Below are 17,856 nucleotides of genomic sequence, written 5' to 3' on the forward strand. Positions count from 1 at the left end.
CGGGTCACTGAGCTCGTCGAAGTGACCCGCAGCGGGGTCGGTGGTTCATCCACCGGCCCCGCTTTCCTTATGCTGAACGCGTGAGCGTCCAGATCGTCTTCGTGCACGGCATCCGCACGTCTGCGACCATGTGGCGCTCGCAGCTCGCCCACCTCGATGCCCGCGGGTACGCGTACACCGCGGTCGACCTTCCCGGTCACGGCTCCCGCATGCAGGAGGACTTCACCCTCCACGAGGCGCTGCACACGATCGATGCCGCGGTGCGAGCGGCCGCGGAGAACGGACCGGTGCTTCTCGTCGGCCATTCGATGGGCGGACTGCTCTCGCTCACCTACGCGGGCGGGGCGGACACGCCTCCGGTCGCCGGGGTCGTCGCTGCCGCCTGCACCTCGCTCCCCCGCGGCGCCGGTCTCTCCGCCTATCGGCTGCTCTTCCGCGCGGTCGATTCGCTGCCGGATCGCGGTATGTGGATCACCCGTCGCATGCTGGCAGCGACCATCCCGGCCGAGAACCGCTCCGACTTCGCCGCCGGCGGCTACGCCTTGGACACACAGGATGCCGCGCTGCGCAGCCTCTCCACCCTCGATGTCGCGACGGCCGTCGAGCGGATCACGATCCCCCTGTGGTTCGTGAACGGCCAGTACGACCAGCTGCGGGTGAACGAACGACTGTTCCAGCGCCTCGCGCCCCATGCCGAGCTCATCGTCGTACCGCGGACGACGCACCTCGTGACGGCGATGCGCCCACGCGTGTTCAACGCCGTCCTGGAACTGGCGGTCGCGACGATCGACGCCGCCGACCGCTCATGACCGCGCGGGCTGGCGGGCGAAGGCCGTGAGCGCGCCCCCGACGAGCGAGAGCACGGCGGCGGCGACGAACACGAGCCAGAATCCACCGACGAGTGCGACGAGAGCCGCCCCCAGCACCGGACCGATCAGCTGCCCCAGCGCCGCGGTGACGTTGACGATGCCGAGGTCGCGCGCGTGGTCCTGCTCGTCGGGGAGCAGGTCTGCGGCGAAGGCGAGCCCCACGGTCGAGAAGGCTCCGTACCCGAGCCCCATCAGCGCCGCTGCGACCATCGTCATCTCGAACGTCGGGACGAGCGCGATCGCGACACCGGATGCCGCCTGCACGACCGTCGCCGCGACGGTCAGCGTGCGCCGATTGCCGGTGCGATCGGACACGATGCCCGTGAGCACCGCGGCGATCACCACGAATACCGTGTAGACGAGGATGAGCAGCAGCAGGTTGTCCTGCGCGACGGCGCTCGGCTGTCCGAGCCCGTGCAGGAGGAAGAACAGGAAGAGGGCGGTGCCGAGCGCGTTGCCGATGTTGGTCACGAGCCGACCGGACAGCATCCAGGCGAAGTCGCGGTCGCGCAGCGACGCGAGGGTCTTTCGACCTTCGCCCTTCGGCCGCAGCTCCGCCGTCCCCGGAGGGTCGGGCAGGAGCAGCGCCGCCGCCGTGCCGATCACCGCGATGATGCCGGCGAGCAGGAGATATCCGGCGACGATGCCGAGACCGAGGAGCACGACGAGGCCGACACCCAGCACGATGCCGACTGCCTGACTCGATCCGACGGCGGCAGCCGCGGCGCCGCGCTGTGTGGTGGGCAGCTGATCCGCGATCAGCGCGGTGAAGGCGGCGGAGGAGACGGCGACGCCGATCGAGACGCCCACCCATCCGGCTCCCACCGCCCAGGGGCCGCTCGCGAATCCGGTGAGCACGAGGCACACGGCGGTGAGCCAGACGCCGCCGAGGGCCCAGGGCCGTCGGCGGTGCCGTCCGGCGGCAGCGCGATCCGAGAGCGCTCCCGCCGCCGGCCCCGCGACGATGCCGGCAAGTCCGCCGATCCCGAGGACGAGCCCCGAGGAGACCACGCCGCGGATCCAGTCGTCCTCCGGAGTGTCGAGCTGGAGAGGCAGGAGGAGCTGCACGGGCGTCAACTGCACGGTCCAGATGGCGAGCCACGCCAGCGTGAACAGCGACATCCACCGCGCGCCGGCCCTGGTCGCACCGCTCATCGTGTCTCCTCCCGAGCTGCTGCTGCGGAGCGGGCACCGGCGATGAGGTCCCGATACCAGTCGTACGACGCCTTCGGGGTGCGCTCCCCCGTCGCGAAATCGACGTGGACGAGACCGAAGCGCTGCGTGTAGCCGTCCGCCCATTCCCAGTTGTCGAGGAGAGACCACACCGTGTACTCCTCCACGGGGACTCCCGCGGCGATCGCCTCTCCCACGGCCGCGATGTGGCCGGCGAGATACGCGATGCGATCGGCATCCTCCACGCGCGCGGCGCGGTCGGGTTCGGGGAAGGAAGCGCCGTTCTCCCCGATGATGACGGGAGGGAGCAGCGGATGCCGCGCGTGCAGGTCGACCAGCAGATCGCGCAGCGCCACCGGCATGATCGGCCATTCGGGACCGAAGCCCGTGACGGGAACGCCGGGTGTCGGCACGATGTCGAACGGGATGGGGCTCGACGCATCGGCGGCGGTGACGGTGGTCGGGTTGTAGAAGTTGATGCCGTAGAAGTCGATCGACGCGCGGATCGCATCGAGGTCGCCGTCCTGCACAGGCATCGCAGGGAGGCCCCAGGCCGCGAGATCCGGATACTCGCCGGCCAGGAGCGGCTCGCTGAACACCCGGTTGTGGATCAGGTCGTAGAGGGCTGCGGCGTCGCGGTCCTCCGCTGTGTCGTTCAGCGGCAGCACCCAGGTGTGGTTGTTGACCAGGCCGACCTGTGCGGAGGCCCGGGAGCGGATGACCTGGGCGGCGCGGGCATGCGCGAGGAGCTGGTGGTGCACCGTCGGCAGGGCGTCGAAGAGGAGTTGTCGCCCCGGGGCCAGCGCACCGACCGCGTAGCCCTGCAGCGTGGTCATCGCCGGTTCGTTCAGCGTGTACCAGTGCGCGACGCGATCGCCCAGGCTGTCGACCACGATCGCCGCATAGTCGGCGAAGCGCTCGACCGTATCGCGGCTCAGCCATCCGCCGTCGGCCTCGACCGCGCTGGGCATCTCCCAGTGATACAGGGTCGGGAACGGCACGACGTCGACCTCCAGCAGGCGATCCACGAATCGCGAGTAGTGATCGAGTGCCACGGTGTTCGCCGTGCCGCGACCGTCGGGCTGCACGCGCGCCCACGGTATCGAGAAGCGGTAGCGATCGAGACCGAGACCGGCGACGAGAGCGACGTCTGCTTCGGGATGCCGATAGCTGTCGCACGCCAGATCGGCCGTGGAGGCGTCTGTGATCGCGCCGGGGGCCTCGAGGAACTCATCCCAGATCGATCGGCCTCGGCCGTCGACGTCGCGAGCCCCCTCGATCTGGAAGGCGGACGTCGCGGCAGACCAGCGGAGTCCGGTGGGCAGGGGCGATCGGGTGGGGACGGCGGTCATGTGGCTCCTCGACATCGGTGTCCGGATACCGTTGATTCTGCACCCGGTACCAGCAGATCCGCGACTCAGTGTCGCTTCTCGTGGTCGTTTCGCGTGATCGAGCCGTCTGCTGATAGACTCGACTCTTGGCTTGCGTGTGGGTTCTTCCCTCACGACCGCTGTGCAGCAGCCCTCTTCTGCTGCCGGCATTCCCATCACTCCTGTACAGAAAGTGTCCACACGTGGCAAACATCAAGTCGCAGATCAAGCGCAACAAGACCAACGAGAAGGCTCACGAGCGCAACAAGGCCGTGAAGAGCGAGCTCAAGACGCTCATCCGCTCGACCAAGACGGCTGTCGCTGCCGGCGACAAGTCCGCCGCCGAGGCCACCCTCAAGAAGGCCGCCGTCAAGCTCGACAAGGCCGTCAGCAAGGGCGTTCTGCACAAGAACCAGGCCGCGAACCGCAAGTCGGCACTCGCCAAGCAGGTCTCCGCTCTCTGAGCATCAGCTTCTGAATCAGCCCGCCTCCTCGAGGCGGGCTTTTTCGTTGCCCGATGTCTGCACCGGCGGTGTCACGCGCCGAACGGTTCCCGTGTGGCGATGACCGTGACCATTCGCTCGAGCGCGAAGATCGGGTCGCGCGCCGCGCCCTTGACCTCGGCGTCGGCCCGCGCAGTCGCCTGGATCGCCATGCCGAGTGAGCGCTCGTTCCACCCGGCGAGGTCGCGCCGTGCACGATCCACCTGCCAGTCCTTCATGCCGAGGCGCTGAGCCAGCTGCCTGCTGGGTTCGCGGTTGCCCGCCACTCGCGCCATGGTGCGGAGCTTCATGGCGAATGCGGCCACCATCGGAACGGGGTCGGCGCCGGACGACAGCGCATGGCGCAGCGCGATCAGCGCCTCGCCGTAGCGACCGGCGATCGCCGTGTCTGCGACGACGAAGGCCGAGACCTCCACCCGCCCGCCGTAGTACCGGGTGACGGTGTCTTCGGAGATGTCGCCCTCGACGTCGCCGATCAGCTGCTGGCAGGCCGCCGCCAGTTCGGTGAGGTCGTCGGCGAAGGCCGAGACCAGTGCGCGCAGCGCCGGAGGCGCGATGCGCTTCTTCGCGGAGCGGAACTCCCCCGCCGCGAAGTCGACCCGATCGCTGTCGCGTTTGATCGCAGGCACCGCGATCTCGATACCGCCGCCGTTCCCGGCACGCAGCGCGTCGAGGAGCTTCTTGCCTCGGACGCTCGCACCGGTGTGCCGCAGCACGACGGTCGCGCCCTCCTGAGGATGGTCGAGGTACGACACCGCCTCCTGGATGAACGCGTCGGTGCACTTCTCCACGCCGGACACGCGGACGAGCCGCGGCTCGCCGAACAGGGACGGCGAGGTGAGCGACAGCAGTGTGCCGGGTTCGTAGTCGTCGGCGCGCACGTCGCTGACCTCGAGCGAGGGATCCTCGGCGCGAAGGTAGTCGCGCACGCCCGCGATCGCGCGCTCGGCGCAGATCTCCTCGGGTCCGAAGACCAGCACCAGCGGTGCCGGATGCGGCTCGCGCCACGACACCTGGGGGATCTTGCCGGCCTTCGCGCCGCCACGGGAGGGGGGACGCGAAGCTGCCATGGATCCAGACTACCGGGGGCCGGGGACACGGCGACGGTCCCGGTCACCGTTCCGTCCAGACCTGCAGCTCCTCATCGCGGATGCCGAGCAGGATGCGCCCCTGCGTGTCGGTGCGCAGGTTGTGGGCGCCGGTGGCGGTCAGCATGTCGAGTGCCGCGTCCCGAGGATGACCGTAGTCGTTCTCGGCTCCGGCGCTGAAGATCGCCGCGGTCGCCCGCACGGCTTCGTACAGCCCCGGATCCTGATCCGCGCTGCCGTGATGGGCGACCTTCACCACCGCATATGTCCCGAGCCGCACGGTGCGCAGCAGCATGCGCTGCGGCTCGGCCGCGAGGTCTCCGAGGAAGAGCGAGCGGGGTACTCCCCCGCCGTCGAAGTCGACCACCACGCTCGCGTCGTTGCCGGGCGGGAAGGCCGCGGAGTCCCGGATCGGCCACAGCACCCGCCACGCGGCGGACCCCAGACGGCCCCGCAGGCCGGCTGAAGCCGGTGTGAGACGCGCTCCGCCCGCGACCAGGTCGTCCAGGAGCCTCTCGTCGGCCGGCTCCGCCGTGGGGCCGTGCAGCACCGCATCGACCTTTCCGAAGACCGCCGCCGTTCCGCCGACATGATCGAGGTCGAAGTGCGACAGCACGAGCAGGTCGACGTGCTGGATGCCCAGCGACGCCAGGCACTCGGCCAGCGGACCCGGTTCCGGCCCCGTGTCGATGAGCGCCACCTGCCCGGCGGAGCGCACGAGGAGCGCGTCGCCCTGCCCCACGTCGCATGCGGCGATCGACCAGCCGTCGGGTGCCGTCGACGTGGCCAGCGGCCCCGAGAGGGCGAAGTGCGCCCCGGCGAGCGAGAGCGTGACGATGAGAACGCCCGCCGCGCCCTGTCGTGCGACCGCGGCCACGCGCGCGACCCGCGGAGGGAGCGAACCGCGCCATCCGATGAGCACGGACGCCATCGACACGCCGACCGCGAGCACCAGCAGCGCGCTGGCGAGCCCGGCCGGGAGCAGGATCTGAGCGATGGGCAGCTGCGCGGTCGTCGTCGCCGTCGTCGCGATCCATGCGGCCGGCAGCCAGGCTGATGCCGTGAGCAGGTCGGCGAGGGGCGGTATCGGTGCGGCGAGGCACGCGAGCAATCCCATCACCGTCGCGACGGGCGCGGCCGGCGCCGCGAGCAGGTTGGCGGCGATCCCGATGAGCGACTGCTGCTCGGCGAAGAGGGCGATGATGGGCCCGCAGGCGAGTTGCGCGGCGAGCGGCACGGCGATCGCCAGCGCCACCGGCGCGGGCATCCATCGCGTCATCCCGCGGCTCAGTGGCGGCGCCAGCAGGATCAGCGCCCCGGACGCAACGACGGACAGGGCGAAGCCGGGTGTCGCAGCCAGCCACGGGTCGGCCAGCAGGACGACGACGACGCAGAGCGCGAGCATGCCCGCGCCCGCAGTCGGTCTTCCGAGCAGCACGGTCAGCATCGCCACGCCGGCCATCACGCTTGCACGGATGACGCTCGGCTCGGGAGTGACGAGCACCACGAATCCGGCCAGCGCCATCGCCGCCAGCACGACGCGCAGCATCCGCCCTCCACCGCACAGTGCGGTCAGCCAGAACACGGCCCCGACCACGATCGCGCAGTTGGCACCCGAGACCGCCGTGAGATGACTGAGCCCGCTCGTGCGCATGTCGTCGGTCAGTTCCTGCGTCACGGCCCGGGTGTCTCCCACAGCGAGTCCGGGAAGCAGGCCGGAACCCGGATCGGGCAGCCGAAGCGAGCGCTCGACGAAGGCCAGCCGCAGCGCCGCAGCGGCACCGAACACGCCTGCTGCCGGCGAGACCACCTCGGCCTCGCCGCCGAAGACGACCAGCGCCGAGCGCTCACCCGCATCGGTCGCGGCTGCCTCTCCTGTGACGCGGATCCGCGCTCCGAGGTCGAAGCCGTCGGCCGGGTCGATGCCGATCCGCACGGGTGCCGCCAGCGGCCTCGCCTGCCCCGGCGGTCCGACGTCGATCGAGACGGCCTCGAACCAGAGCCGTCCGTCCTGACCGGTCGACGCCGACGATGTCACCTCGGCGACCACCTCGACCACGCGTCCGTCCCACTCCGCGATGCGGTCACGCGCGGGTGACGCGAACCCCGTCGACATCGCCACCGCGGCACCCGCGGCCAGTGTCACCATCAGAAGTCCTGCGCCGGCATGGAGCCCGCCATGACGTCGCCGCCACGAGAACGCCCCGAGAACGGACACGGCGGCGATCCCGCAGATCGCCGCGCTCCCCCACGCCGACCCCGGGACGAACACGCAGAAGAGGGCCACACACCACACCGCGGCCGCGAGCGGCAGCAGACGCAGATCGCGTGGCCTCATACGCGCACGGCCTCGCGGATGCCGGCCAGCAGCTTCACGCCGATCCCCGGCACGGCGAGCAGATCGTCCACCGAGGCGAAGCGCCCGTTCTCGTCGCGCCAGGCGATCATCCGCTCCGCGAGTGCCGGCCCGATGCGCGGCAGGGTCTCGAGCGCCGCCTGGTCAGCGGCATTCAGGTCGATGCGGTCGTCCCCCGGCGCCGCGCCGCCCGAGGCATCCGAGGTCGCCCCCACCGTGGGCACGACGATCTGCTCGCCATCGGCGAGGACACGCGCAAGGTTCACCGCCGCCAGGTCGGCGTCGTCGGTCGTGCCTCCTGCTGCCGCAAGGGCATCCACCAGCCTCGCATCGAGATCGAGCACGTAGAGCCCCGGGTGCGCGACCGCGCCCAGCACGTGCACGTAGAGCTCACCCGTCGGGCCCGCAGTCGCACCGGCTTCTGCCAGCGGCAGGGAATCCACCGGCTCCGCCTGGCCGCGCAGGATGCCGAAGCCGACCGCTGCCGAGAGCACGACGAGCGCGAGGACCACGCCCGCCCCGATGCTCAACCGCAGGCGACGTCGCGGCGGCGGCGGGGGCGGCTCTGGAGGCATCCCGCAACGCTAGGCCGCCCCGGACAACCGACGAAGCCTGAGAACCAGGCACCGGGGACAATCCCTCAGGATCGGTCCCCGGTGCAGGAAGCGGTTCTAGCCCTTGACGACGAAGCTGACGATCTTCGGCGCGCGCACGACGACCTTCACGATCTCGCGGTCGCCGATCGATCGGATCACGCGCTCGTCCGCGCGGGCGAGTGCCTCGAGATCGGCCTCGCCGATCCTCGCCGACACCTCGAGCTGGGCGCGCACCTTGCCGCCCACCTGCACGACGGCGGTGATCGTGTCCTCCACGAGCAGCGCCGGGTCGGCCGAACGCCAGGTGACCAGGCCGACGGACGGCTCGTGCCCGAGGATCTCCCACATCTCCTCCGCGGTGTGCGGGGCGATGAGGTCGAGCATCACGGCGATGGTCTCCGCGGCCTCGCGCACGGCGGGGTCGGACGCACCCGCAGCGCCGTCGATCGTCTTGCGCGTGATGTTGACGAGCTCCATCAGGCGGGCGACCAGCACGTTGAACTTCGTCTGCTCGACCAGCGCAGGAGCCTCGGCCAGCAGCTTGTGCGTGGCACGGCGCAGCGCCGCGTCACCGCTGGCGAAGACGACGTCGACGGGGCTGTCGACCTCGCCCGCGATCCGCAGGGCGCGCGCCAGGAACTTCTGCGCACCGGTCGTCGAGACGTCGGACCAGTCCTTGTCGTCTTCCACCGGTCCCGCGAACGCCAGACCCACGCGCAGGGCGTCGGCGCCGTAGGCGTCGAGCTCCTCCTCGAACAGCACCAGGTTGCCCTTGCTCTTCGACATCTTCGCGCCGTCGAGCAGCACCATGCCCTGGTTGATCAGATTCGAGAACGGCTCGGTGAAGTCGATCAGCCCCATGTCGAACAGCACCTTGGTGATGAAGCGCGCGTACAGCAGGTGCAGGATCGCGTGCTCGACGCCGCCGATGTACGAGTCGACCGGTGCCCAGCGCGACGCCTGAGCGGGGTCGAAGGCGACCGTGTCGCTGTTCGGCGACAGGAAGCGCAGGAAGTACCACGAGCTGTCGACGAAGGTGTCCATGGTGTCGGGGTCGCGCAGCACCGGGTCGCCGGTCTGCGGATCGACGGTCTGCACCCAGCTCTCGGCCGCGCCCAGCGGCGACGAGCCCTTCGGCTTCAGGTCGAGGCCCTCGACGCTCGGCAGCTTCACCGGCAGCTGGTCCTCGGGAACCGGGATGATCCGGCCGTCCTCGGCGTGCAGCATCGGGATCGGGGTGCCCCAGAAGCGCTGGCGCGAGATCAGCCAGTCGCGCAGACGGTAGTTCTTGGCTGCGCGCCCGGTGCCCGACGCCTCCAGCTGCTCGATCGCGCGGGCGATCGCGTTGCGCTTGGACAGGCCGTTCAGCGCGCCCGAGTTGATCATGCGGCCTTCGCCGGTCAGGGCGATGCCGGTGGACGCCGGGTTCTGCTCATCCAGAGCTGCACCGGTGTCGATCGGCACGCCCTCCTCGTCGACCTCGATGACCGGCATCGCACCGGTGACGGGGGCCGTGGTGTCGACGACGACCTTGACCGGCAGGTCGAAGGCGCGGGCGAAGTCCAGGTCGCGCTGATCGTGCGCCGGCACGGCCATGACCGCGCCGTGGCCGTAGTCGGCCAGCACGTAGTCGGCCGCCCAGACCGGCAGCTTCTCGCCGTTGACGGGGTTGATCGCGTAGCGCTCCAGGAAGACACCGGTCTTCGGACGGTCCGTGGACTGCCGATCGATGTCGCTCTCCTTCTGCACCTGCTCCAGGTAGGTGCGGAACCGCTCCTGCACCTCGACCGGCGCGCCAGCAGCGAGCTCGGCGGCCAGGTCGGAGTCCGGCGCCACGACGAAGAACGTCGCTCCGTGCAGCGTGTCGGGGCGCGTCGAGAAGACCGTGACCGGCTCGTCGCGTCCTTCGATGCGGAAGTCGACGTCGGCACCGACCGAGCGGCCGATCCAGTTGCGCTGCATCTGCAGCACCTTGTGCGGCCAGAACCCCTCGAGCTGGTTCAGGTCGTCGAGCAGACGGTCGGCGTAGTCGGTGATCTTGAAGTACCACTGGGTCAGCTTCTTCTTCACGACCTCGTAGCCGCAGCGCTCGCAGCGGCCGTCGACGACCTGCTCGTTCGCCAGCACCGTCTGGTCGTTGGGGCACCAGTTGACGGCGCTCTTCTTGCGATAGGCCAGCCCGCGCTCGTGCAGCTTCAGGAACAGCCACTGGTTCCAGCGGTAGTACTCCGGGTCGGAGGTGTGCAGCACGCGCGACCAGTCGAAGGAGACGCCGTACGACTGGAACGCCTTCTTCTGCTGGGCGATGTTCTGGTACGTCCACTCGCGGGGGTCGGCGCCCTGCCGGATCGCGGCGTTCTCGGCCGGCAGGCCGAACGAGTCCCAGCCGATCGGGTTGAGCACGTTGTGCCCGCGGTGACGCCAGAAGCGCGCCACGATGTCGGAGTAGAGGTAGTTCTCCGCGTGTCCCATGTGCAGGTCACCGGAGGGGTACGGGAACATCGCGAGCACGTAGCGCCGCGGGCGGGTGTCGTCATCGCCGCCGGTGAGGAATGTCTCGTTCTCCGCCCAGTACTTCTGCCACTTGCTCTGGATGGCGTGCGCCGACGGGGTCTCCTCGTCGGCGGGACCGAAGGACAGGTTCTCAGACAACGAACGCACGACCAATCTGCAGGGAAAAACGGGATCAGTTCAGGATATCGGAACGCCAGAGCACGGGCATTTCCGCACCGAGCGCTGCCAGCGGGGCCCGCGCCTTGGTCGCGACCTCGGCCACCTCGGCGACGGCGACCGACCCCCAGGTGATTCCGCCCCCGGCGCCGATGACCGCCTCATGCTCGTCGATCACGATGCTGCGGATGACCATCGCCAGGTCGACGGCGCCGTCGACGCCCACATACCCGAAGCACCCCGCGTAGACGCCCCTCGGGCCGCCCTCGAGCTCGTGCAGCCGCGTCATGGCCGAGAGCTTCGGCGCGCCGGTCATGCTCCCGGCCGGGAACGTCGCCGCGAGCAGGGCCCCGACCGTGGTGCCCTCAGCCGCCGTTCCGCTGACCGTGCTGACCAGCTGGTGCACGGCGGGATAGCTCTCCACTGTCCACAGGCCGTCCACTCGGATCGAGCCGGGCACGCACACCCGCGAGAGGTCGTTGCGCATCAGGTCCACGATCATCACGTTCTCGGCGCGCTCCTTGACGTTCACGGCGAGCTCGGCGGCGAGCGCGGCATCCGTCTCCGGGTCTGCATGGCGGGGGCGCGTCCCCTTGATGGGCCGGGAGCGGATCACTCCTCCCCCAGCGTGGAGGAACTGCTCGGGACTCGCGCTCAGCAGCGCGCGCCCTCCGATACGGAGGAAACCGCCGTGATGCGCGGGCGTGGCTGCTCGCAGGCGTTCGTAGACCGCGACCGCGTCATGCGCCCCCGGGACCGTGAAGCGCGTCGTGAGGCACAGCTGGTACGCGATGCCCGCGCGGATCAGCTCGCGGCAGCGTTCGATGAGAGCGGCATACTCCTGGGGATCGTGGCGAGCCTCGGCGATCCGAGGAGCGGCGCCGTCCGCGCTGCGAGGTTCTCCGTCCGGACGACCGGATGCCGCCGCGACGGCGACCGCCCAGGTCTCGGCATCCTCCTCCGCACTGAGCGTCCACGTGCGCCCGGACGCGTGATCGAAGGCGACGACGCGGGTGACACGCAGCCAGGAGGAGCCCGCGGCATCCCCGTCGTCGGAGACAGGGGCCCCGGCCGCGCTCGCACCGCTCTCGTAGTCGCGCCAGCCGACCCACCCGCCGGTCAAGGGCGGGAGAGCGCCGTCCGTGGGGGCGACGTCGAGACGCACGTCCTCCGGAAGGTCAGATGGCTCCCCCGTGCCGACGAAGCTCCAGCCCTCGGTCGCAGCCGCTCCGGCATCGAGCCAGAACACGTCGGCCGCCTGGTCCTCCAGCATCCGGAAGACGCTCGCCGGGTCCACCCACCGGGGCAGCTCTCGGGGACTCAGGCGTTCGCTCACGCGTCCAGCCTAGGACCGGGCTGCTCCCGTATCCTCATGAGGTGGACGACCTCCTGCTCTGGCTCCTCGACACCGTGCAGTCGATCGATCCGGTCACGCGCACGCTGGTGGCCGGGCTCGCCGTCATGCTGGAGACGAGCATCCTGATCGGGCTCATCGTCCCGGGCGACACGATCGTCATCATCGCCTCCATCGGCGTCACCAGCCCGCTGGAGGGCATCGCGATGGGGATCGCCGTCGTCATCGGCGCACTCATCGGCGAGAGCATCGGCTTCTTCCTCGGTCGCTGGCTCGGTCCACACATCCGCGCGTCGTGGCTGGGACGGAGGATCGGCGAGAAGAACTGGGTGCGCGCCGAGAACTATCTGGCGCGCCGCGGAGGCATCGCCATCTTCCTCTCCCGGTTCCTCCCGGTCCTGCACTCGCTCGTCCCGCTCACCGTCGGCATGAGCGAGTACCCGTACCGCCGGTTCCTCGCGTGGACCGCACCCGCGTGCGTCATCTGGGCCACGGCGTACGTCAGCGTCTCCTCACTGGCGGCCGGGAGCTTCCGGGAACTCGTCGACCGGGTGCATTTCGCGGGATACATCTTCGTCGGCATCATCGCTCTGTTCCTCGTGCTCGCCTTCCTCGGGAAGAAGCTGCTCCAGCGCCTGGAATCCCGTCACCTGGAGACGGAGGACGCGGAGACGGACGCCGACGTGAAAGACTGAGGCAATGGCTTCCGCACCCCCGGCGCCCCGGATCCACTGGTTCGCGCGACTCGAGCACCGCCTCCACGTCTGGCGTGAGGGCCGTGCGCGTCGCCGCGGACGGGTCGCGACGATCCTGCCGTTCCCCGGATACGGCGGACCGGGCTGGGTCCGCGTCGTCGGCCGCGTCCTGATCGTCCCGCCGCAGCGCCGCACCCGCGACGGCGAGCCGGCGAGCGTCCGGGGATGGCGCAGCTTCGTCGGCATCCCGGTGAGCTTCGCTGCCGTCGCCGTCCACGTCGGCGGGTCGACGCACCAGGTGGTCGCCGACCGCGGCGGTGTCGTCGACACCGTCATCCACGCCGACCTCGAACCGGGGTGGCAGACCTTCACGATCTCCGTCGAGGGACAGGAGCCCGTAGAGGCGCGGGCGTTCATCGTGGCCGAGAGCACCACGTTCGGCGTGCTGTCCGACGTCGACGACACCGTGATGGTGACCGCACTCCCGCGTCCGTTCATCGCCTTCTGGAACTCCTTCGTGCTCGACGAGCATGCGCGCCTCCCCGTCCCCGGAATGGCCGTGCTCCTCGATCAGCTGCTGCGACAGCATCCGGGCGCCCCGATGGTCTACCTGTCGACCGGCGCCTGGAACGTGGCGCCCACGCTGTGGCGCTTCCTCAGCCGTCACCTGTTCCCGGCCGGCTCCATGCTGCTGACCGACTGGGGTCCCACGCACGACCGCTGGTTCCGCAGCGGACGCGAGCACAAGCTCACCAACCTGCGGCGACTCGCCACGGAGTTCCCCCACGTGAAGTGGCTGCTGATCGGCGATGACGGTCAGCACGACGAGTCCATCTACACGCAGTTCATGGAGGAGCACCCCGAGTCGGTGGCGGGCGTCGCCATCCGTCGCCTGCTCCCCGCCGAAGCCGTGCTCGCCGGTGGTCGTGCCGAGTCGGAGCCGCACGCCGCGGACTCCGCTCCCTGGGTCAGCGCCGAAGACGGCGCAGGGCTCCGCGATCAGCTGGGCGAAGCCGGCATCCTGCACTGACATGGCACTCGCACGCGAGGAGTGGCTGGTGCGCGAGAGCGCCCACCAGGAGCGAGCAGACGCCCTGACGGCCGCGCATCGCGACCGCGCAGCGCGCGGAGAGAAGCACCCGGTGTGGGACTTCCTGTTCACCTACTACGCCTACAAGCCCGCCCAGTTGCGGCGCTGGCACCCGGGGGCTGGCGTCGAGCTGGCGGATGCTCCCGAGCGCGCCTCGTGGCGCTGGTACTCCCCCGGCTCCACGGAGAACTCCGTCGTGCCCGACGCCGAGGCGTTCGCTGCGGAGAAGCAGGAGCTCGCCGGACTCATCGAACGGATGCTGCGCCGCACGGCCTCTCGACCCGGACAGTTCGGATGCTTCGGACTGCACGAGTGGGCCATGGTGTATCGGACCGACGAACTTCGCCACCCCGTGCCGCTGCGGCTCGGACAGGCCGGCACCGACGCGGTGGTCGAGGGGCACGACCTGCGCTGCACGCACTTCGACGCGTTCCGCTTCTTCACCCCCGACGCCGTGCCGCGCAATCGCACCGCGCTGTCACGCGAGGAGCAGCCCCTGTTCGAGCAACCCGGCTGCCTGCACGCCGGGATGGACCTGTACAAGTGGGCGATGAAGCTCGGACCGCTGATCCCGGGCGAGCTGCTGCTCGACACCTTCGAGCTCGCGCGCGACATCCGTCTGCTCGACATGGAGGCGGCACCGTACGATCTCTCGGCCTGGGGTGTCGTGCCCGTGCCGATCGAGACCGTCGACGGAAAGAGCGAGTACGTGCGCCGTCAGCGCGGGTTCGCCGACCGCGGCATCGTCCTGCGCTCCGCGCTGCTCACGGCATGGCTCGGAGAGAGCACCGCCGAGGCCGCCTGAGCGTCAGGCTGCCTGGTCCTCAGTCCGCCGGCTCGCAGTCCGGGCACACGGCCCACTGCGCCGTCGCGGTGGACAGGCTGAGGCGAAGCGCCATCACCCGTGTCGCGGCCTCGGTCAGCCGCTCCGCCGGGAGCGACCCGGATTCGACGGCGGCCGCGATGCCGGCGGCCATCTGTCCGGCCGTCTCGGCATCGGACCCGGCGATCATCAGCACGAGGTCGTTGCCCGCGGCGACGGCCGCCACGCCATTGGCCACCGGGTCGGCGTACGCGGGATCTCCGGAGGAGAGCAGCATGCCCAGATCGTCGGTCACCGCGACGCCCTCGAAGCCGAGCTCCTCCCGGGCGATCTCGTGCCACGTCGCCGACAGCGAGGCGGGCGTCGGATCGACCGACGTGTACGACAGGTGACCGAACATGAGCAGCGACGCGCCGGCATCGATGCCGGCGGCGAAGGGCAGAGCCTCCGTCGCGCGCCATTCGTCCAGGCCCATCGGCGTGCTCGGGATCGCACTGTGCGAGTCCCCCGGTGCGGCCCCGTGGCCGGGGAAGTGCTTGAGCGTCGACCCGACGAACTGCTCCTGAGCCGTCGTGGCAGCGGCGACCCGATCGGCCGCGGACGACGCGTCGGCGCCGAGCGACCGACCGTAGCTGAAGGATGCGGTGTCCGCCGTGAAGTCGGCGACCGTTCCGAAGTTCACTGTGATGCCGGCGCGGGCGACGAGAGAGCCGCGGGCGGCGAAGGCTGAGGCCGCGTCTTCCGGCGGGAGGACCTTGAGGGTCGTCGAGGCGGCGAAGTCGTCGCCGTCGAGCCGCGAGACCAGACCGCCTTCCTGATCGACGGCGATCAGCGGCGGAAGGGCCGGATCGATGGTCAGCGCGGCGGTGAGGCCCTGGAGCTCGGCCTCGGTCGCCGGGATGTTGGCGCCCATCAGGATGAAGCCGCCGATGCCGGACTCCATGTACGAGCGGAGAGCCCCCGCATCGGTGCTCGGCACGTGTCCCATGACGATGCTCGCCGCCTGCTCCGCCACCGTCATCCGGGCGACGAGCTGGTCGGCACGATCGCTCGGACCGGAGGGCACGGCAGCGACCGCCGGAGCGGGTGCCCGCGTCGTCGCCGTCGCCGACGCGGCCGTCGCGACGCACACCACGGCGACGACGATCCCGGCGAGGGCGGCGGCCGCCCACCCACGGTGTCGACGCGTCACGGCGCTCCTCCTCGTTCTCCCTGCCCGTGGCACGCTCAGCAGGCGAGCGCCTCGGCGATGGGCAGCGCGGTCTGCGTGCTCCCGTTGCCGAAGCGGAGGGTGCGACCGATCGTGCACGGCTCTGCGAGCGACGCGGCGATGACCGCGGCGACGTCGGCCCGGGACACCTCTCCGCGGCCGTCGGGGTCGATCCGGATCCGGCCGGTCGGGTCGTCGAGCGTGAGCGTTCCGGGAGCGAGGATCGTGCCCTCGAGCCCCGTGCCGCGCAGGTGCTCGTCGGCCGCCCACTTGGCATCGGCGTAGGCGAAGAACGAGTCGCCCTCGGGGACGCCGTGATCGGCGGTCGAACCGATCCACGAGACCATGACGTAGCGGCGCACGCCGGCGCGCTCCGCCGCATCCATCGACCGCTCCGCCGCGTCGCGGTCGACGGCGTAGGTGCGCTGCGGATCTCCCCCGCCGGCACCGGCCGACCAGACGACGGCATCGTGACCGCGGATGATCTCGGCGAGAGCCTCGACATCCATCGTCTCGATGTCGGCCACCAGCGCGCGGGCCCCGCCCGCCTCGACATCGTCGGCATGTTCGGGGTTGCGGATGACCCCGGTGACCTCGTCACCCCTCTCGACGAGCAGGGGCGCGAGGAGCAGGGCGATGCGGCCGTGGCCGCCGAACACGATGATGCGCGACATGCTCCTCACCCTACGCTCCGGGTGCGACGCGGGGGATGACGTCAGCGCGGGGTCTGCGTGCTGTCGATCACGAAAGCCTGCGGATGCGATGCCAGATACCGCACGACGACGGGCGAGCCGCTCGGCAGGTAGCTGTCGCGGTCCGGGTAGACCGCCGGAGTGAAGAAGTTGCTCTCCAGCGTGTACTCGACGCCCTCGGCCGTCGTGAAGGTCACCCAGTCTCCGTCCATCGTCGCCGTGGTCGGGCGGCCGTTGTCGTGGATGTAGGCGCGCGTCACCGGGACACCCGTGAGGCTCAGGATGCCGATCACCAGCGATCCCAGCATGATGAACGCGAGGATGCGGAAGAACACGCGGAGGATGCGTCCGCCCACCTGCCCTCGCGCCCGTTCCTCCGGCCGCAGGAGCCCCTCGCGCTCGCGGATGGCACGGAGCTCGCCGCCCGGCGAGGCTGCACGCACGGACATCGCGAACAGGCCGAGGATCGAGAATCCCGCGATGAAGACCATCGCGTAGCCGTGCGCCGCCGGGAAGTTCAGCAGCCAGATCAGCGTTTCCATGGGGTTCATCGCCCGGCCTCCTTCTCGATCGTGATCGCGACCGTCTGCGGATCCTCTCGCCGGTAGAACGCCCAGATCGGCGCGCCGACCTGCAGATGGGAGATCGCCTGCGGGTAGACGAAGACCGTGGTGTCCGCCTCCCACGTCGCCGCACCCTCCGGAGCCATCAGCACTCGGAGCGCGAGCTCGCTCTGTCCCTCTCTGCGACGGCCCGTCGGACGGACCTCGAGGACGGATGCCGGGACCTGGGTGCCGGTCGTCCGCGCCCGTACCTGACTCGGATCGATCAGCCCGCGACCGATCCGCCACTGCAACAGGGCGTCCCGGACGGCCGGATCGGAAGGATCGGCCAACTCGATCGTGTCCTGATCGGTCGGGCTGTAGCGGACCGCCAGCGGCTGGCCGACCTGCAGCGCGGCCGCGTCGGTCGCCTCCACCAGCATCCGCAGCTGTCCGATGAAGTCGTCTCCGGCAGACGGCGTCACGCGGATGAAGACGTCATACTGCGGCACGTCGTTCACGGTCAGCCCGGTGCGGGAGACCTCGACGATCGTGCCCACCCCGATCTGCTGTTCGCCGCGCGGGATCCTGCGCCCCCGGAAACCGAGGAACATGCCGCCGAAGGTGAGCAGCAGCCCCCACGCGACGCCGATGAGGATCGGCCCGCCGAGCGTGTCCTCGCCGGAGAACGGGAGGATCGAATGCCGCTGGTCGACGCCGAAGAGGCCCTCGCCGACCCAGATGAGGAGCCAGGCCGAGAGCAGAAGCCAGACGATCACGAACACGATGCGGAGCATGCCCTCAGCGTAGCGACGGGGTGCGCGA

At 70.3% G+C, this 17,856-nt stretch carries 16 protein-coding genes; 5 read left to right on the forward strand and 11 right to left on the reverse strand.

Going from position 1 to position 17,856, the window contains the following annotated elements; translation table 11 throughout:
• Positions 1-80: 80 nt before the first annotated feature.
• Positions 81-809 carry an alpha/beta hydrolase gene (locus DC434_RS17890; RefSeq protein ID WP_116636675.1) on the forward strand — a complete coding sequence of 243 codons (729 nt, stop codon included), beginning with the start codon at positions 81-83 and terminating at the stop codon, positions 807-809.
• Here DC434_RS17890 and DC434_RS17895 read toward each other — a convergent pair.
• Together DC434_RS17895 and DC434_RS17900 are read right to left on the reverse strand one after the other, a co-directional pair.
• Positions 804-2,024 carry an MFS transporter gene (locus DC434_RS17895; RefSeq protein WP_116636676.1) on the reverse strand — a complete coding sequence of 407 codons (1,221 nt, stop codon included), beginning with the start codon at positions 2,022-2,024 and terminating at the stop codon, positions 804-806. The two genes, DC434_RS17890 and DC434_RS17895, sit on opposite strands and share 6 nt — an antisense overlap.
• On the reverse strand, positions 2,021-3,394 hold the full coding sequence (locus tag DC434_RS17900; protein WP_116636677.1) for a GH1 family beta-glucosidase: 1,374 nt from the start codon (positions 3,392-3,394) through the stop codon (positions 2,021-2,023). The genes DC434_RS17895 and DC434_RS17900 overlap by 4 nt, the downstream gene beginning before the upstream one ends.
• 221 nt (positions 3,395-3,615) lie before the next feature.
• Between DC434_RS17900 and rpsT the strand changes: the two genes are divergently transcribed.
• Entirely contained in the window at positions 3,616-3,876 is a 261-nt protein-coding gene (rpsT, locus tag DC434_RS17905) for a 30S ribosomal protein S20 (protein WP_116636678.1), read from the forward strand.
• Positions 3,877-3,947: 71 nt separating this feature from the next.
• Here the strand turns inward: rpsT and holA are convergent, their stop codons facing one another.
• The 5 genes from holA to DC434_RS17930 form a co-directional block, all read right to left on the reverse strand.
• Positions 3,948-4,985 carry a DNA polymerase III subunit delta gene (holA, locus tag DC434_RS17910; RefSeq protein ID WP_116636679.1) on the reverse strand — a complete coding sequence of 346 codons (1,038 nt, stop codon included), beginning with the start codon at positions 4,983-4,985 and terminating at the stop codon, positions 3,948-3,950.
• Between the two features lie 43 nt (positions 4,986-5,028).
• Positions 5,029-7,341: a ComEC/Rec2 family competence protein gene (locus DC434_RS17915; protein ID WP_243409004.1), complete on the reverse strand. Its 2,313-nt coding sequence runs from the start codon at positions 7,339-7,341 to the stop codon at positions 5,029-5,031.
• A complete protein-coding gene (locus DC434_RS17920; RefSeq protein ID WP_116636680.1) occupies positions 7,338-7,934 on the reverse strand; it encodes a ComEA family DNA-binding protein in 597 nt (198 codons plus the stop codon). The genes DC434_RS17915 and DC434_RS17920 overlap by 4 nt, the downstream gene beginning before the upstream one ends.
• A 96-nt stretch (positions 7,935-8,030) precedes the next feature.
• Positions 8,031-10,616: a leucine--tRNA ligase gene (leuS, locus tag DC434_RS17925; RefSeq protein WP_207769998.1), complete on the reverse strand. Its 2,586-nt coding sequence runs from the start codon at positions 10,614-10,616 to the stop codon at positions 8,031-8,033.
• 25 nt (positions 10,617-10,641) lie between these two features.
• A complete protein-coding gene (locus DC434_RS17930; protein WP_116636682.1) occupies positions 10,642-11,961 on the reverse strand; it encodes an anthranilate synthase component I family protein in 1,320 nt (439 codons plus the stop codon).
• 41 nt (positions 11,962-12,002) lie between these two features.
• Here DC434_RS17930 and DC434_RS17935 point away from each other — a divergent pair, with 41 nt between their 5' ends.
• Genes DC434_RS17935 through DC434_RS17945 form a run of 3 tightly spaced genes read left to right on the forward strand, consistent with a single transcriptional unit; the run spans position 12,003 to position 14,569 of the window.
• A complete protein-coding gene (locus DC434_RS17935) occupies positions 12,003-12,674 on the forward strand; it encodes a DedA family protein (protein ID WP_116636683.1) in 672 nt (223 codons plus the stop codon).
• Between the two features lie 4 nt (positions 12,675-12,678).
• Entirely contained in the window at positions 12,679-13,704 is a 1,026-nt protein-coding gene (locus DC434_RS17940) for a phosphatase domain-containing protein (RefSeq protein WP_116636684.1), read from the forward strand.
• A 1-nt stretch (position 13,705) separates the two neighbouring features.
• Complete coding sequence (locus DC434_RS17945) at positions 13,706-14,569, forward strand: 3-methyladenine DNA glycosylase (protein ID WP_116636685.1); 864 nt, start codon at positions 13,706-13,708, stop codon at positions 14,567-14,569.
• Positions 14,570-14,588: 19 nt separating this feature from the next.
• Here the strand turns inward: DC434_RS17945 and DC434_RS17950 are convergent, their stop codons facing one another.
• From DC434_RS17950 to DC434_RS17965, 4 genes are read right to left on the reverse strand one after another with little or no spacing between them, the layout of a single operon-like run.
• On the reverse strand, positions 14,589-15,779 hold the full coding sequence (locus DC434_RS17950) for a glycoside hydrolase family 3 N-terminal domain-containing protein (protein ID WP_243409005.1): 1,191 nt from the start codon (positions 15,777-15,779) through the stop codon (positions 14,589-14,591).
• Between the two features lie 35 nt (positions 15,780-15,814).
• Positions 15,815-16,471, reverse strand: coding sequence for an SDR family oxidoreductase (locus DC434_RS17955; RefSeq protein ID WP_116636686.1), 657 nt, complete (start codon positions 16,469-16,471; stop codon positions 15,815-15,817).
• Positions 16,472-16,512: 41 nt separating this feature from the next.
• Positions 16,513-17,040, reverse strand: a complete 528-nt coding sequence (locus DC434_RS17960; protein ID WP_133192838.1) for a hypothetical protein — start codon at positions 17,038-17,040, stop codon at positions 16,513-16,515.
• Positions 17,037-17,828: a hypothetical protein gene (locus tag DC434_RS17965; RefSeq protein WP_116636688.1), complete on the reverse strand. Its 792-nt coding sequence runs from the start codon at positions 17,826-17,828 to the stop codon at positions 17,037-17,039. Before DC434_RS17965 ends, DC434_RS17960 begins: the two co-directional genes overlap by 4 nt.
• Between the last annotated feature and the right edge of the window lie 28 nt (positions 17,829-17,856).

This window comes from Microbacterium sp. TPD7012 (assembly GCF_003075395.1).
GTDB lineage: Bacteria > Actinomycetota > Actinomycetes > Actinomycetales > Microbacteriaceae > Microbacterium.